General features: G+C 66.9%; 12 protein-coding genes. All 12 read left to right on the forward strand.

The features are described from left to right. The first annotated feature begins 407 nt into the window (after positions 1-407). The 12 genes from METY_RS14030 to METY_RS14085 all read left to right on the forward strand — a co-directional run bounded on the left by METY_RS14030 (position 408) and on the right by METY_RS14085 (position 15,094). Positions 408-2,261, forward strand: a complete 1,854-nt coding sequence (locus METY_RS14030) for a PAS domain-containing sensor histidine kinase (RefSeq protein ID WP_244593653.1) — start codon at positions 408-410, stop codon at positions 2,259-2,261. Continuing rightward, positions 2,258-2,923: a response regulator transcription factor gene (locus METY_RS14035; protein ID WP_103122007.1), complete on the forward strand. Its 666-nt coding sequence runs from the start codon at positions 2,258-2,260 to the stop codon at positions 2,921-2,923. The genes METY_RS14030 and METY_RS14035 overlap by 4 nt, the downstream gene beginning before the upstream one ends. Before the next feature lie 101 nt (positions 2,924-3,024). Further along, positions 3,025-3,396: a response regulator transcription factor gene (locus METY_RS14040; protein WP_103122008.1), complete on the forward strand. Its 372-nt coding sequence runs from the start codon at positions 3,025-3,027 to the stop codon at positions 3,394-3,396. A 248-nt stretch (positions 3,397-3,644) separates the two neighbouring features. Next, positions 3,645-3,902, forward strand: a complete 258-nt coding sequence (locus METY_RS14045; protein WP_103122009.1) for a hypothetical protein — start codon at positions 3,645-3,647, stop codon at positions 3,900-3,902. Between the two features lie 371 nt (positions 3,903-4,273). Then, the gene (locus METY_RS14050; protein ID WP_103122010.1) at positions 4,274-4,906 is read left to right on the forward strand and encodes a hypothetical protein; all 633 of its coding nucleotides are present in this window, start codon (positions 4,274-4,276) and stop codon (positions 4,904-4,906) included. Between the two features lie 116 nt (positions 4,907-5,022). After that, positions 5,023-5,880: a cytochrome b/b6 domain-containing protein gene (locus tag METY_RS14055; protein ID WP_103122011.1), complete on the forward strand. Its 858-nt coding sequence runs from the start codon at positions 5,023-5,025 to the stop codon at positions 5,878-5,880. Then, positions 5,877-6,650 carry a molybdopterin-binding protein gene (locus tag METY_RS14060; RefSeq protein WP_103122012.1) on the forward strand — a complete coding sequence of 258 codons (774 nt, stop codon included), beginning with the start codon at positions 5,877-5,879 and terminating at the stop codon, positions 6,648-6,650. The genes METY_RS14055 and METY_RS14060 overlap by 4 nt, the downstream gene beginning before the upstream one ends. A gap of 97 nt (positions 6,651-6,747) precedes the next feature. Further along, entirely contained in the window at positions 6,748-7,182 is a 435-nt protein-coding gene (locus tag METY_RS14065) for a chorismate mutase (protein ID WP_244593654.1), read from the forward strand. Positions 7,183-7,517: 335 nt separating this feature from the next. Further along, positions 7,518-10,367: a PAS domain-containing protein gene (locus METY_RS14070; RefSeq protein ID WP_200819685.1), complete on the forward strand. Its 2,850-nt coding sequence runs from the start codon at positions 7,518-7,520 to the stop codon at positions 10,365-10,367. A gap of 384 nt (positions 10,368-10,751) precedes the next feature. Next, a complete protein-coding gene (locus METY_RS14075) occupies positions 10,752-12,929 on the forward strand; it encodes an ATP-binding protein (protein WP_103122013.1) in 2,178 nt (725 codons plus the stop codon). Between the two features lie 161 nt (positions 12,930-13,090). Continuing rightward, positions 13,091-14,032 carry a non-homologous end-joining DNA ligase gene (gene ligD, locus METY_RS14080; protein WP_103122014.1) on the forward strand — a complete coding sequence of 314 codons (942 nt, stop codon included), beginning with the start codon at positions 13,091-13,093 and terminating at the stop codon, positions 14,030-14,032. Between the two features lie 150 nt (positions 14,033-14,182). Continuing rightward, the gene (locus METY_RS14085; RefSeq protein ID WP_103122015.1) at positions 14,183-15,094 is read left to right on the forward strand and encodes a PhnA-like protein; all 912 of its coding nucleotides are present in this window, start codon (positions 14,183-14,185) and stop codon (positions 15,092-15,094) included. Positions 15,095-15,381 lie beyond the last annotated feature (287 nt).

Raw genomic sequence — 15,381 nt, forward strand, 5'->3', positions numbered from 1 at the left:
TGACATCCTTGGCGTTCGCACGACGGAGGCCGTGGCGAAGCTGCGTCGGAAGACCCAGCCCTTCTGAAGTGCCGTGGAACCGAGCGGGGATCGATCAGATCATCAGATCCGGCGCCTATACGTGCGTATGCCGGCCTCCAAATCCCCGTATGATTTTGCGCGCTTCCTCGTCATGTCACTGATCTCTTGATCAAAGGCCGAGGCGGGAGTCTAAGGCTTGAGCTGAGGAGCGCCTCTCACGCCCGAGGGGCGTGGTACCTCTGAAGGGCTCGCGCGGCGTCGCTGCGGGCCGCGGAGCCGATGCGAGGCTGCCCTCGATGCGATTGGGGCGCCTGTGGGGGAAGACGTTGACGATAGCAGCGACCGAGCCGGCGACTCCGGTCTGGCCCCGTAGCATAACCTTACGCGTGCTGGCGGGGGCTCTGGCGCTCGGAGTCTTCTTCATCGACGCGTTCACGCCGCTTCAGAGCGCGGTGGCGGTGCTCTACGTCCTCGTTATCCTGATCGCCGCCAAAGTTTCCGAGACCGATCTGCTCGTCGCTTCAGCGGCGAGCGTGGCGTTGGCGGCGCTGGCTTACGTCTACATGCACGGCGTCGATCAATTCGGATCGTCGACGATACGTCTGGCTGTGAGCTTCTCTGCGATCGGCATCGGAACGGTGCTCTCGCTGCAGAACCTGAAAGCGACGAACAGGCTCCGCGAGCAGGCCCGACTGCTCGACCTCTCGCACGACATGATCTTCGTTCGCGACGCGGCCGGGGTCATCCGGTTCTGGAACCGAGGAGCCGAAAATCGGTATGGGTGGCCGGCCGAGTTGGCGATCGGCAAGGTCGCGGACGAACTGCTAGCCACGGAGTACCCGGCGAGGCGGGCCGACATTGAGCAACAGCTGCTCCGGACCTCGCGCTGGGAAGGCGTGCTGCGCCAGCGCACGAGCGCGGGCGCGACCATCGTCGTGGAAAGCCGCTGGGCGCTGCAGCGCGGCGGTCCGGGCCAGCCGTTCAGGGTCCTGGAGACGCACCGGGACGTCACTGAGCGCGAGGCGTCGCACAGGGCTCTCGCTCAGAGCGAACGCCGCTACCGGCGCATGTTCGATGCGAACCGCGTGGGCCTTCTCCAGGAGGACTGGTCCGAGCTCCGGACGGAGCTGCGGCGGCTGACCTCCACGGATGAAGCCGATCTCCTCCGCTACATCGACGCGAACCCGGCCTTCGTGGAGCGGGCGAAGGCGCTCGTCCGCATCACCGACGTCAACGCCGCCTTCCTCGAGATCACCGGGGCCGACAGCGCGGTGAGCTTGCCCGGATCGCTCGACGGCATCCTCGGCGAGGCCGACCAGACCTTCGTGGGCTCGCTCGCGGCCTTTTGCCGGGGCGACAGGTTCTTCGAGGGCGAAACGGAGATACGGGCCTCCGACGGACGGCGCGTGCCCGTGATCTTCGGACTGACCTTCCCGGCCGTCGAGGAGGGTAACGACGGCGAGGTGCTGGCCTTCGTCGTCGACGCCTCGGAGCGCAACGAAGCCCAGAACGCGCTTCTGGCGGCTCAGGCGGAGCTCGCCCACGCCGCCCGCGTCGCCACCCTGGGCGAGCTGACGGCTTCGATCACCCACGAGGTCAACCAGCCGCTCGCCGCGATCGTCACCAATGGCGAGGCCGCGCTCCGCTGGCTCCGCCGGGCGGAGCCGGACCTCGAGGAGGTCTCGACCGCGCTCGTCCGGGCGATCGAGGAGGGTAAGCGGGCGAGCGCCGTCGTCCGCCGGATCCGGGCCTTCCTCACGAAGGGGCCAATCAGGCGCGACGTCCTCGACGTGACGGAGCTGGTGCAGGACGCGCTCCTGCTGGTCGAGCGGGAGCTGACGAAATCCGGGGCGACCGTTCACCTGCAGCTCGACCCGAAGCTGCCGAGGATCTTGGGCGATCGGGTGCAACTGCAGCAGGTGCTGGTGAACCTCGCGGTGAATGCGACGCACGCCATGGCCGGCGCGCCGGATGGCCGGCTGTGGGTCGGAGCCGCGACCGACGGCGCCGGTCATGTCGCCGTGACGGTCGCCGACAGCGGGCCCGGGATCCCCGAGGCGAACCTCGGCAAACTGTTCGATCCGTTCTTCACGACCAAGGAGGACGGCATGGGGATGGGCCTTGCGATCTGCCGCTCCACCATCGAAGCTCACGGCGGTCAGCTCTCGGTTGAGAGCCGGGCGGGCGAAGGCGCTCGCTTCATCTTCACGATCCCCACCGCCGCACAGGGCCCAGAATGATCCGGCAGGGCGGCAAAAGTTCGGGCGGCTCCGAGCCTGCGGACAAGCGCGTCGTCGTGGTGGTGGACGACGACGCAGGAATCCGCGAGTCCCTCGGCAGCCTGTTCCGGTCGGTGGACCTTCACGTCGAACTGTTCGGCTCGCCGGCGGACCTGCTTGCGCGACCGGCGCCGGACGTCCCGAGCTGCATCGTCCTCGACGTTCGGCTTCCAGGGATCAGCGGGCTCGACTTCCAGCAACAGCTCGCGGCCGCCGGCGTGCATCTGCCAGTCATTTTCATGACCGGGCACGGCGACATCCCGATGTCCGTGCGCGCCATGAAGGCGGGCGCCGTCGACTTCCTGGCGAAGCCGTTCAGAGACCAGGACATGCTGGACGCGGTCATGAGCGCGATCGAGCGCGATGCGCTGCGGCGGCGCGACCTGGCGGCCGAGACGGATCTCAAAGCCCGTTACGCCGCGCTCACCGCCCGCGAACGCGAGGTCATGGGTTACGTCACCGCCGGCCTCATGAACAAGCAGATCGCGGGTGAGATCGGTCTGAGCGAAATCACAGTGAAGATCCACCGCGGCTCCGCCATGCGCAAGATGAACGCGAAGTCGCTCGCCGAGTTGGTGCGGATGGCGCAAGCGCTGGGCGTGACGGACCCGCGGTCGTCGTGACGCAAACCTGTGTATGATTTTCGGGCTCTGCGGGCTGCCTTAAATTGAACCGGAGCTGAGCACCGCTCGTTGCGTCCGCGAGGGACGCACAGAGGATTCCCATGGCCGAGGCGCCGACCATCGCGATCGTCGACGACGACGAGGGCGTCCGCATGTCGCTAGCGAGCCTCGTGCGCTCGCTCGGCTACCATGCGCGCACCTACGGATCAGGCCCCGAATTCCTGCGCGCGGACAGCGCGGAGGAGCCCGCCTGCATGATCGCTGACGTGCAGATGCCGGCCATGACGGGCGACAAGCTGCAGGAAGCCCTGGTCTCAGCGGGCCGCCGCTTCCCGATCATCTTCATGACGGCGTTCCCGACCGAAGATGTGCGCTGCAGGGTGATGGCGAACGGCGCGCACTGCTTCCTCGTCAAGCCAACCGACGGCGAGACGATCATCCGCTGCATCGAGGACGCCCTCGCCGTCCCATGACTGCGCCCCGCGTCGCTTAGTCCCCGCATGCCCAGCCGGCAGGCCGACCTATCGCGGTCCCTCGCCGTCGAGAGGGCGGGCACATGGGCAGTCTCGCGTTCGCGACCAACCTATACGAAGGTTTTGTGTCGCCTTCTTCAATGGTTATGACCTTATCCCGCGAGATAATGTCCGAACGTTGCTTGGACCTCCATCTTATCTCGCAGATCAGAGCCGCATGGGCGGCCTGATGAAAAAGGATGGATGTCATGAACGCCAAGTCTTTCGCTGTTGCGGCTCTTGCGGCCGTGGTTTCGCTGTCCTCCGCCTCCACGTTCGCCTTCGCCCAGGGCGGCGGCGCCGCAGACCGCCTGCAGCACTTCACCAAGCCCGTCCGGCACGATGATGCGGCGAAGCCTGCGCCCGTTGCGACACGCACCGTCTCGATGAAGCGCGAGGTCGCCGTTCCGGCCGCCCGCAAGGCCCAGCCCGCCCTCGTCTGGGACGGCAACGACAACAACGGCTGATCCCGGCCACGATCGGCCCGGCCCTTTGGCGGCCGGGCCGGCCGTGGTCCGCTCCGGCGGCAGCTCCGCACGCCCCGGACAGGCTTCCGCTCCCCGGAGCACACCTTCGTATGACCAGCTGATATCCAAGTAGGATGCCTTTATCTTCTTGCTTGCCTAGGTTTCATCCGCAGAACGACGTTACGCGGAAGAACTCGTCGAACGTCCAAGACCACGTCATCGGTGGCGCGGCTTCGACCTCAAGCCCATAGAGGCGAGAACCCGCCCCGCGGCGGCGTCGCGACGTCGAATGACAAAGCGCGGCCCGATCCGCCGCGCGGCGTCTGCGACCCCGCAACGATCAGCCAAATCTGTTCCGTCGAGGAGACGACATGCTTCGCAAATTTGCTCCGGCGCTTTTCGCCGCCATGGTCAGCCTGCCGCTCTCCGCGGCCTTCGGCCCGTCCGCTTTCGCCCAAAACGCCGTGGGCGATCCGATCCGCGTCCGCGGCGCGATCGTCGATTTCAGCGGCCAGGTCCTGAAAGTGAAGACCCGCGAGGGCCAGACGGTCGACATCGGTCTGGCCCCCGGCTGGACCGTCTCGAGCGTGGCCCGCGCCAGCGTGGGCGACATCAAGCCCGGCGACTACGTCGGCGTCGCCTCTCTCCCCGAGAAGAACGGCGGCGACGGCGCCCTTGAGGTTCTGATCTTTCCGGCCGCGCTGAAGGGCCTCGGCGAGGGAAGCTATGGCTGGGATCTAAAGCCCAACAGCACCATGACCAACGCCACGGTCGCCGACGCGGTCAAGGACGTGAACGGCCGATCCCTAACCGTGTCCTACCACGGCAAGGAGAAGAAGATCGCGATCCCGGACGGCACGCCCGTGGTCACGCTGGCGCCGGCGACCCAGGCCGACCTGAAGCCGGACGCGGTGGTCTTCGTTCAGGGTCAGAAAGCTCAGGACGGGGCGATCGCGGCCCAGAGAGTTGTCGTAGGCAGCAACGGCGTCGTCCCGCCGATGTAAGCCCGCGGCGCAGCCGGCCCGGCGCGCTGTCCCCCGCGCCGGGCCGTTCGGCCCTGCAAGCTCTACCTCCACAGCTGCGCTCGCCCGATCGGCGCTCGGCTCTTCAGGATGGATCGATGATCGAGGAAACCACGGATCTGCAACCCGAGACGCGGGTGAGCACCGTACTCATCCGGCGCCATTCCGGGGTCACGCGGCTGACGCATTGGCTGAACGTGCTGTGCCTCGCCGTGCTTCTCGCCAGCGGACTTCAGATCTTCAACGCCTATCCGCGGCTGCACTGGGGCCAGTACGGCGCCGACGCCGATCCCGCCATGCTCGAGATCGGCGCGCGCGGCGATCCGGGAAAACCGCGCGGCTTCGTGAGGGTCGGCGGCGCCTCGGTCGACACTACGGGCGTGCTTGGCCTGTCAAAGGCGGACGGCGAATGGACGCCCCGGGCGTTCCCGGACTGGCTCACGCTGCCGTCCTATCAGGACCTCGCCGCGGGTCGGCGCTGGCACTTCTTCTTCGCCTGGGCGTTCGTCATCAACGGCCTGATCTACCTCGGCTACGGGCTCCTGAGCGGGCATCTCCGCCGTGACCTGGCTCCCGCCGCGAAAGAACTCGCGCCGCGCCACCTCTGGCGGGAGATCGTCGATCACGCGCGCCTGCGCTTCCCCTCGGGCGACGACGCCAGGCGTTACAATGCGCTGCAGAAGCTCGCCTATGTCGCCGTGCTCGCCGGACTGCTCCCCCTGATGGCCTTGACCGGCCTGACGATGTCGCCCGGCATGAACGCGGCCTTCCCCGTTCTTCTCGACATCTTCGGCGGGCGGCAGTCCGCCCGGACCATCCATTTCGTCACGGCGTCGCTGCTCGTCGCCTTTGTCCTCGTCCACGTCGCCATGGTGGTTCTCTCCGGCCCCTGGAACAACATGCGTTCCATGATCACAGGCCGCTACGCCATCCGGCGGAAAGGGCCTGACGCATGATCTCTCTGACACGCCGCCGGCTCCTGATCGGGAGCGGCCTCGGAGCGGGCGCGCTTGCTCTCGGAGGCTGCGACCTGCTGGAGCCGAACGATCAGACCCAGGCGGTCCTCCGGTCGGCCGAGACGCTGACGATGAAGATCCAGCGACTGCTTCAGGGTCGAGGGGCGCTCGCGCGCGAGTACTCGGAGGCCGACATCTCGCCGACGTTCCGCGTGAACGGGACGAGCGCGCCCGACATCGACGAGTATGCGCGGCTCCTCGAAGGCAAGTTCGTGGACTGGCGGCTGAAGATCGACGGCCTCGTTGAGCGGCCGCAGGCGTTCTCGCTGGCGGAGCTGAAGGCGCTTCCGGCGCGCACACAGATCACCCGTCACGATTGCGTCGAGGGGTGGAGCGCCATCGGCAAGTGGACCGGCGTTCCGCTCGGAGGCCTGCTGGATAGGGTCGGGATCAAGCCTTCGGCGCGATACGTCGTGTTCCATTGCGCCGACGAGCTGGAGAAGACCCTCGACGGCAGCGGCCGCTATTATGAAAGCGTCGATCTGATCGACGCCTTCCACCCGCAGACGATCCTCGCCTACGCGATGAACGGCCAGGACCTGTCCGTGGGGCACGGCGCGCCGCTGCGACTGCGGGTCGAGCGCCAGCTCGGCTACAAGCAGGCGAAGTATCTGATGCGGATCGAGGTCGTCGACAGCTTCGCCTCCTTCTGGGGCGGCGGCGGCGGTTACTGGGAGGACCGCGGTTACGAGTGGTACGCGGGGATCTGACCGGACGGTCGGTCCGCCCTGTCATGGTCAGCGCCTTTGAAGGGATCCCGCCTGATCCTAACGGAGCGCCGGCTCTACCCCGGGAGGGATCAAGACGATGAACATGCAAAGCGCGATCAGAATCCTTGTGATCGGCGGTTTCGCCGTCGCGGGCGTAAAGGCCGCACTCGCGGACACGCGCGCGGACACCGAGGCGCCCGCCTTCTGGGGAGCGCCAACGGTGGACGGCGGGAAGTGCTGCGCGAGCCTCGGAGAGGTCCGAGAGAACATCGACCGGATCGACGCCGCTCTCATCGCACTGATGGCGGAACGCGGTCGCTACGTGCACGAAGCCGCCCGGTTCAAGCCGAACCCGGCCGCCGTCGAGGATAAGGCTCGGGTCGAGGCGATCATCCGCAAGGTCCGAAGGCTCGCCGAGGAGCGGAAGCTGAACCCCGGCGTCGCGGAGACGACGTATCGGGCGATGACCGCGGGCTTCGCCGAGGACGAGCGCCGGGTCGCCGCCGAGATGATGCGCCATCCGGCGCGCTGAAGCGCGGGCCGACTGGTTCGCGCTTAGGACCATCACCGCGGAGCGTACTACCGCTCGAACCCGCGCGGCCGCCGGGCCAAGCGCCAGCGTCGCGCGGCGTCACGATGACGCGAGCGGCCGTGGCGGGTAGTATCCCCGTCGCCACTTCTTCGTGTTCAAGTCGGTGGCGGCGCAGGACGGTCCAGTTGGAACCAGCAAGTGGAGAAACGAACAAGGCGTCGGCACTGATCGCGAGCGGCGAGTTCCCCGCGTTCGTGCGCGATTGCGTCTGGAGTGACACGCCGCTCGGTCCAATGAGCAGTTGGCCGCCCGCCCTCCGCACGACCGTCGAACTGATGCTCGCGTCCCGACAAGCGATGTGCCTGGCTTGGGGGCCTGAGCTCACGCTCATTTACAACGACGCCTACGCCCCCGTGCTCGGCCTCAAGCATCCTGCGGCGATCGGCCGACCTATCCAGCAGGTCTGGTCCGACGTCTGGGCCGACATCGAACCCATGATCCGACACGCGCTCTCGGGTCAGGCTGTGTGGTTCGAAGAGCTTCATCTCGTCATGGAGCGAAACGGCTACCCCGAAGACACGTGGTGGCAGGTCTCGTACAGCCCGGCGCGCGACGACGAGGGCCGCATCGTCGGCATGCTGAACGTCGCCACCGAGATGACGGGCAAGGTGCAGATCGAGGCGGCGCTCCGCGCGAGCGAGGCGCGGCTCCGCTTTCTGAGCGAGCTCGACGAGGCGCTCCGCTCGTCGCGGGACGCGCCGGCGGCCATGCTCGCGGCCGCCGAGCTGCTCGCGCTGCGGCTTGGCGCTACGCGCTGCGCCTATGCCGACGTCGATCCCGACAACGACCGCTTCGTCATCCGCAACGATTTTTCGGCGCCGGGCGTCGCGACTTCGGCCGGAACTTACCGGCTCGACCTTTTCGGTTCTCGCGCCTCCGCCGACATGCGTCACGGGCGAACGCTGGTCGTGGCCGACGTCTCGGAGGAGCTCGCTCCCGAGGACGGCCGCGACATGTTCCAGTCGATCGGGATCAACGCGGTCGTATGCTGTCCGCTGATCAAGCAGGGGCGCCTCGCGGCCATGATGGCGGTTCATCAAGACCGGCCGCGGCAGTGGCAGGACGACGAGGTCGCCCTGGTCGAAGCGGTGGTCGAGCGGTGCTGGGCGCACATCGAGCGGGCGGGCTCGGAGGCGAGGCTGCGCGAAAGCGAAGAACGCCTCCGGCTGTCCGTCGAGCACGCGGAGATCGGCTTCTGGGACGTCGACCTCGTCCGCAACGAACTCATCTGGCCGCCGAGGACCAAGGCGCTGTTCGGGATCAGTCCCGACGTGCCGGTGACGATGGCGGACTTCTACGGCGGGCTGCACCCGGACGACCGCGACATCACCAGCGAGGCCTTCGCCGCCTCGGCCGACCCTGCGCGCCGCGCCGTCTATGACGTCGAGTACCGAACGATCGGCAAAGAGGACGGCGTCGTTCGCTGGGTCGCCGCCAAAGGCCGCGGCGTATTCGACGACACGCGAGACGAAGCCCGCTGCATCCGCGTCGCCGGCACAGCCGTCGACATTTCCGCGCGCAAGCGGGCCGAGGAGGAACTGCGCGCTCTCAACACCCAGCTCGAGCAGCGCGTAACCGAGCGTACGCTCGAGCTGCGCCGCTTCCGTGACATCGTCGACGCGACCCGCTCCCCAATCTGCGCCTTCGACGCCGACTACCGGCTGATCGCGTTCAATAGAATGCACAACGCCGAGTTCCGCCGCGTCAACGGCTTCGACACGAAGCTGGGCGACGTCTTGCCAGACCTGTTCATCCCCGAGCAGCGCGAGGTCATGCGCGCCTTGATGACCCGCGCGCTGAGCGGGGAAAGCTTCACGGTCGTGGAGCAGTTCGGCCGGCCGGAGTACGGCACACCATTCTGGGAGATCACCTACACGCCGCTGTTGGATGAGGACGGCCGCGTCATAGGGGCTTTTCATCTGGCGCTCGACATCTCGGATCGCCTTCGCGCAGAGGCCGAACTCGAGACCGCCCAGGAGGCGCTCCGCCAAAGTCAGAAGATGGAGGCCATGGGCCAGCTGACTGGCGGCGTCGCGCACGACTTCAACAATCTGCTGACGCCAATCGTTGGATCGCTCGACCTGCTTCAGCGCAGAGGCGTCGGCGGCGAACGCGAGCAAAGGCTGATCGCGGGCGCGATCCAGTCGGCGGAGCGCGCCAAGACGCTCGTTCAGCGGCTGCTGGCCTTCGCGCGCCGTCAGCCGCTTCAGCCAGTTCCCGTCGACGTCGCCGCCCTCGTCAACGGCATGGCGGATCTTCTCTCAAGCACGACCGGGCCGCAGGTGCGGGTCGTAGTGAACATCGCCGAGGATTTGCCCCCCGCTAAGGCCGATCCCAACCAACTCGAGATGGCGCTCCTCAATTTGGGCGTGAACGCGCGCGACGCGATGCTCGACGGAGGGACGCTTCGGATCACGGCGACCCGCGAAAGCATGCGCCAGTCCCGGGGCGATCTCCGGCGCGGACAGTACGTCCGCCTGTCGGTCGCCGATACAGGCGTCGGCATGGACGAGGCGACGCTCGCCCGGGCCGTGGAACCCTTCTTCTCGACCAAAGGCATCGGCAAAGGAACGGGGCTCGGATTGTCCATGGCGCACGGGCTTGTGGCCCAATTGGGCGGGGCGCTCACCATCGAGAGCCAGCTTGGCGTTGGGACGAATGTGGAGCTTTGGCTGCCCGTCAGCCCGAACATCGTCACGGCGACGGAAGCGCTGGCGGCGCCCCTCGCTTCGCTCGTTGAGCGGGGACTGGCCCTTCTGGTGGATGACGAAGAGGTTGTCCGGGCGAGCACCGCGGACATGCTGGAGGAGCTTGGCTACCGGGTTCAGGAGGCTTCGTCCGCCGAGGCGGCGCTGGCGTTGGTTGCAGAGGGGGCACGGCCGGATCTGCTCGTCACGGACCACTTGATGCCGGGCATGACCGGGGTCGATCTCGCGCGCGTGCTGAAAGAGCGGCTGCCTGACCTGCCGGTGCTCATCGTCTCCGGTTATGCCGACGCCGAAGGCATCGCGCCGGACCTGCCACGCCTCACCAAACCGTTTCGAAGCGCGGAGTTGGCGGCGAGCGTGATGGGACTGACCATCTATGCGGGCGCCTCAAAAACCCATGGGTTCACCCCCACGTGACCGCGGGGGCTTACCCAGAAGCGCAAATGAAGGCGAGGTTCAGCCCTCTTTCTCTCGCCGTGCTCCTTGCTCGGCAGGCTGACGGGTTGTTGATCGAGAGCATTCGAGGGATGGAGCACTTGTGCGATGGCCCTTCGCGGCCGCTCACCGCCCGACCGATTTCGCTTCGTGGATGCTATCAACCCGTGGAAAAAGGCTCGGTCAGTCTAAAAAGAACGGCCGCGATGATAAAAATAATAATGCTGCTTTTCCGTTTGCAGGGAGCTGCGGCCGCTTGGGCGGCTTAAGCCCGAGACCCCACTAGCGGCTTCAACCAGCCGCGCGGGCTGGTCGACGTTCGTGTCGGCCCAAGCCAGCAAGAAGCAGCTTTGACGAGCGTGCCGCATGACCGAACTGAACACGAAGACCCTCTCGAAGATCCTCGACAGCGCGATCGACACTGGGATTATCACTCTCGACGCTCAGGGCTTTGTCGTCGCTTGGAACGCCGGGGCCGAGCGGCTGCTCGGTTGGACTGAAGCCGAGATGAAAGGAGCTTCCCTCGATCGCCTTTTCGAGGCCGAGGATGTCCAATCCGGACGGCTCGCCGCCGAGATCCAGGACGCGGCTCGCCATGGACGCGGCGGCCAGGAGGGGTGGCGCATCCGCAAGGACGGCGAACGGATCTGGGCGATCGGGGAAATGGCTCCCATCCGTGAGGGCGATGGTCCGATCGAAGGGTTCGTCAAGATCGTCAGGGATCGCACCGATTGGAAGCGCGCCGAGACCGCTCTCCAGGAAGAGACCCGCATTCTAGGCGTCCTGCAGCGCGCCGGTTCGGCCTTGAACCGCGAACCCGACCTGGATCGCCTCGTCCAAGCCGTGACCGACGCCGGCGTCGAGCTGACCCGGGCGCAGTTCGGAGCCTTCTTCTACAATGTCCTGAACGAGGCGGGCGAGAGCTACATGCTCTACACCCTCTCCGGCGCGCCCCGGTCGGCGTTCGCCTCGTTTCCGATGCCGCGCAACACCGCCGTGTTCGCGCCGACGTTCGACGGAGCGGGCATCGTCCGGTCCGACGACGTCACGCAGGATCCACGCTACGGCCTCAACACGCCGCGCCGCGGCATGCCCGAGGGCCATCTCCCGGTGCGCAGCTATCTGGCCGTGCCGGTATTCTCACGGTCGGGCGAAGTCCTCGGCGGCCTGTTCTTCGGTCATTCATCCATCGGCGTGTTCGACGAGCGCTCGGAGCGCGGCCTGGTCAGCCTCGCCGCTGAAGCGGGCGTCGCCATCGACAACGCCGCGCTCACCAAAGCTGCTCAACGTGAACTCGCCGAGCGCAGGCGCGCCGAGGAGGCGTTGCAGGCGCTGAACGCCACCCTCGAACAGCAAGTGGCCGAACGGACCGAGGCGCTGCGCCGCAACGAGGCGGCGCTTCGCCAGTCGCAGAAGATGGAGGCCGTCGGCCAGTTGACGGGCGGCATCGCCCACGACTTCAACAACCTTCTGCAGGTCGTCGTCGGCAACCTCGAAACGCTTCAGCGAAATCTCGGCGACTCGTCGCCGCGCCTGGCTCGCGCCACCGCCAACGCTATGAAGGGCGCGCAACGGGCGGCCGCCCTGACCCAAAGGCTTTTGGCCTTCTCACGCCGGCAGCCGCTGGATCCTAAGCCAGCCAATCTCAACACGCTGGTTGGGGGACTGTCGGAGCTCCTGCAACGCACCCTCGGCGAAGCGATCGCCATCGAGACGGTTCAGGCGGCCGGCCTTTGGCAGGTCGAGGTCGACGCCAACGAACTGGAAGCCGCCGTTCTCAACCTGGCGGTGAACGCGCGCGACGCGATGCCGGAAGGTGGAAAGCTCACGATTGAGACGGCCAACGCCTCTATCGATGAGGCCTATACGGCCGCGCACGCCGAGGTGGTCCCGGGCCAGTATGTCGTGGTCTCGGTGTCGGACACCGGCGTGGGAATGGACGCCTCGACCCTCGCCCACGCGTTCGAGCCCTTCTTCACCACAAAACCCGTCGGAAAGGGCACCGGGCTGGGCCTCAGCCAGGTCTATGGCTTCGTTAAACAGTCGGGCGGCCACGTGATGATCTATTCGGAGGTGGGCCAGGGTTCGACGGTCAAGATCTACCTTCCCAGGCTCATTGGGGGCGCAGCTTCGTTCACGGCTGACGAAGCGGGCCCCATTCCGGAAAGCGGAACCGAAGAAACGATCCTGGTGCTCGAGGACGACGACGACGTCCGGACCTATTCGGTCGAGTGCCTGCGCGAGCTGGGTTACCGTGTGGTCGAGGCTCACGACGGTCCATCGGCGTTGCGGCTGCTCGAGCGGCAGACCCGCGTCGACCTGCTGTTTACGGATGTGGTGCTTCCTGGGGGAATGACCGGGGCAGAGGTCGCCGCGCAGGCCCGCGTGCTCCGACCCGATCTGAAAGTGCTGTTCACCACTGGCTACGCCCGTAACGCGATCGTTCATCACGGTCGGCTGGATCAGGGCGTTCAGCTGATCACCAAACCGTTCAGCTACAGCGATCTGGCCGGAAAGGTGCGCGACGTACTCGATCGCATGTGACGGGATCGGCCAGCGTGCGACGAGCTCCGGGTTCGACGTCCGAGCGTTGGTCGCGATGCGCTTACACGACGCGGAGGCGAAGCTACGCCGTTCGCTGAACGCGCGGGCGGCGCTGTCGCCTGAACACCCCGCCTTAACCGCGGCCGGCCACGCTCTCGTCCATGACGAGACGCCCGCGGCCGCCACGCGAGATCAAACGCTCAACCGACGCCGTCGACGCCGCGGTCTCGAGCGGCGTTCGCGTCCGCCGTCGCGACGCGCGCCAGGCCGAGCTCTTCACGACCGGTTTCATCCCGCCGTGCAAGCCGACGCTGCGGCCGAAGGCGCCGTCGGGCATGCGGTGGCAGTTCGAGATCAAGCACGACGGCTATCGCGCGCAGTGTCACGTCGCCGGAGACAACGTCCGGATCTTCACGAAGAGCGGGTTCGACTGGGCGGCCCGTATGCCGGCGATCGGCGCCGCGCTCCGGAAGCTGCCTGTGGCGGACGCCGTGATCGACGGCGAGGCCGTGATGGAGGCGCCCGACGGCGTGACCGATTTCTTCGCGCTCCACGCCGCACTGGCGGCGAAGAGCGCGCCCCGCGCCTTCCTCTACGCCTTCGACCTGCTGCACCTGGACGGCGAGGATCTCCGCGCCCTGCCCCTCGATGAGCGCCGGCTGCTGCTGGAGGATCTCCTGACCGACGCGCCGCCGGCGCTCCGCTTCAGCGAGCACGTGCTGTCCGACGGGCCGGCCGTCTTCGAGGCCGCGCAGGCGCTCGGTCTTGAGGGCGTGGTGGCGAAGGTCCGGGACTCGCCCTATCGCTCCGGCCGGAGCGACACCTGGCTGAAGATCAAGAGCACGAAGGTCAGGACCTTCGTCGTCACGGGCTACGACCCCGACGGCTCCCACGGGGTCCGCTCGCTCATGATCGCGGAGCGCGACGGCACGAGGCTGATCCCCGCGGGCTCCGTCGGCTCGGGGCTGACGGCCGCCACCAGCCGCGACCTGCGCCGTCGCCTCGACGCTGGCGAGACGATCAGCGTCGAGGTCGAATACCGCGGCCGCACGCCGAGCGGGGGGCTGCGTCACGCGGCGCTTGCGGGAATTCCGGAGCACTGAAGCGTCCGCAACGTGTTCCCCCTGAGCCGCTTTGAGTTTGCGATGGCGCTCCCATGGACCGATCGTCGCTGCAATTCGCTGGAACATTCGCCGCACGGGTTCGTTTGCCCCGCACGCGCCGCAGCATCTTGCGGTCCAGTGGAGGGCGACATGACGAATATCTCAGGCCATGAAGTTGAAAGACATCCAGCATTTGCTGCGACCGATCGCACAGCAGATTTCAATCAGATTTCATGTGGCGCTGTTTTTGCTGGCATGGTGCTAGCACTAACCGTCCAATTTCTTCTCAATTTGCTGGGCGTCGCTATCGGCACCGCTGTGCTCGACCCTGCAGGAGGCGATAATCCCGCTGCCAGCTCAGCCTCCATTGCGGGCGGCGTGTGGTACGTAGTGGCGGGGGTGATCGGCGCGTTCGCCGGCGGGTTCGTCTCCAGCCGTCTCTCCGGCCGCCCGGTGAAATCGACGGGCTCATACCACGGACTGATCACATGGGCGGCGACCACCTTGGTCGTGCTCTATCTGCTTACGACCTCTGTCGGCGCTCTCGTCGGCGGCGCCTTCAATGGGCTGTCGAGCGCAATCGGCGGGGTCGGCGGCGCGGCGTCCACGGCTCTCCAGACGGCGGCGCCTTCCATCGCAAACATGAACCCTCAGACTGATCTTGAGCAGCAGGTTCGCGAAAGCACCGGTTCCGATCCGCAGGCGCTCCAGTCGGCAGCGGTCGCTGCTATGCAAGCGGTCGTCAATGGCGATCCGGCAAAGGCGGAGGAGGCCCGCGGTCGAGCCGCTGAGGCGCTGGCGAAAGCGCGAAACATTCCCGTTGAGCAGGCTCGGGGCCAAGTCGACGCCTATGAAGCGAGGTACCGCGAGACCGTCGCTCAGGCTAAGCAGCAGGCGACTGAAGCGGCGGAGACCGCCAGCAAGGTAATCTCGAGCGCCGCATTCCTCGGCTTCGTCGCCCTTGTTCTCGGCGCGATCGCCGCTTGGCTCGGTGGCGCAGCGGGCACCGTTCGTTCGCCTGCCGGCGTGACGACGGCCGCAGCGACGCGGTCGCGCGTCTGACGACAGACTCGATATGCGGCGGGCCATTTTTATCGGCCCGCCGCTACATTGCCTTGGGCCTCCTTCGAATGGATCGGCGTGAGCTTCCGGGCGGCTCATTGATCCGCGACGACTGGTTCTCGGGCGCCCGACATTTGGACGACCGCGATCATGAAGATGGATCAAGACCACCCGAACAGTCGCCGATGTGAGGCGGCCGTGAGGAACAGGATCTTGATGATCGGTCGAGATGGGCGTCCCGAATGGAAAGACGTCGAGGCGCTATGCAGACGCCGCGCATCCGAAGG

The sequence above is a fragment of the Methylopila sp. Yamaguchi genome, assembly GCF_002897035.1.
In the GTDB taxonomy this organism is placed as follows: domain Bacteria; phylum Pseudomonadota; class Alphaproteobacteria; order Rhizobiales; family Methylopilaceae; genus Methylopila.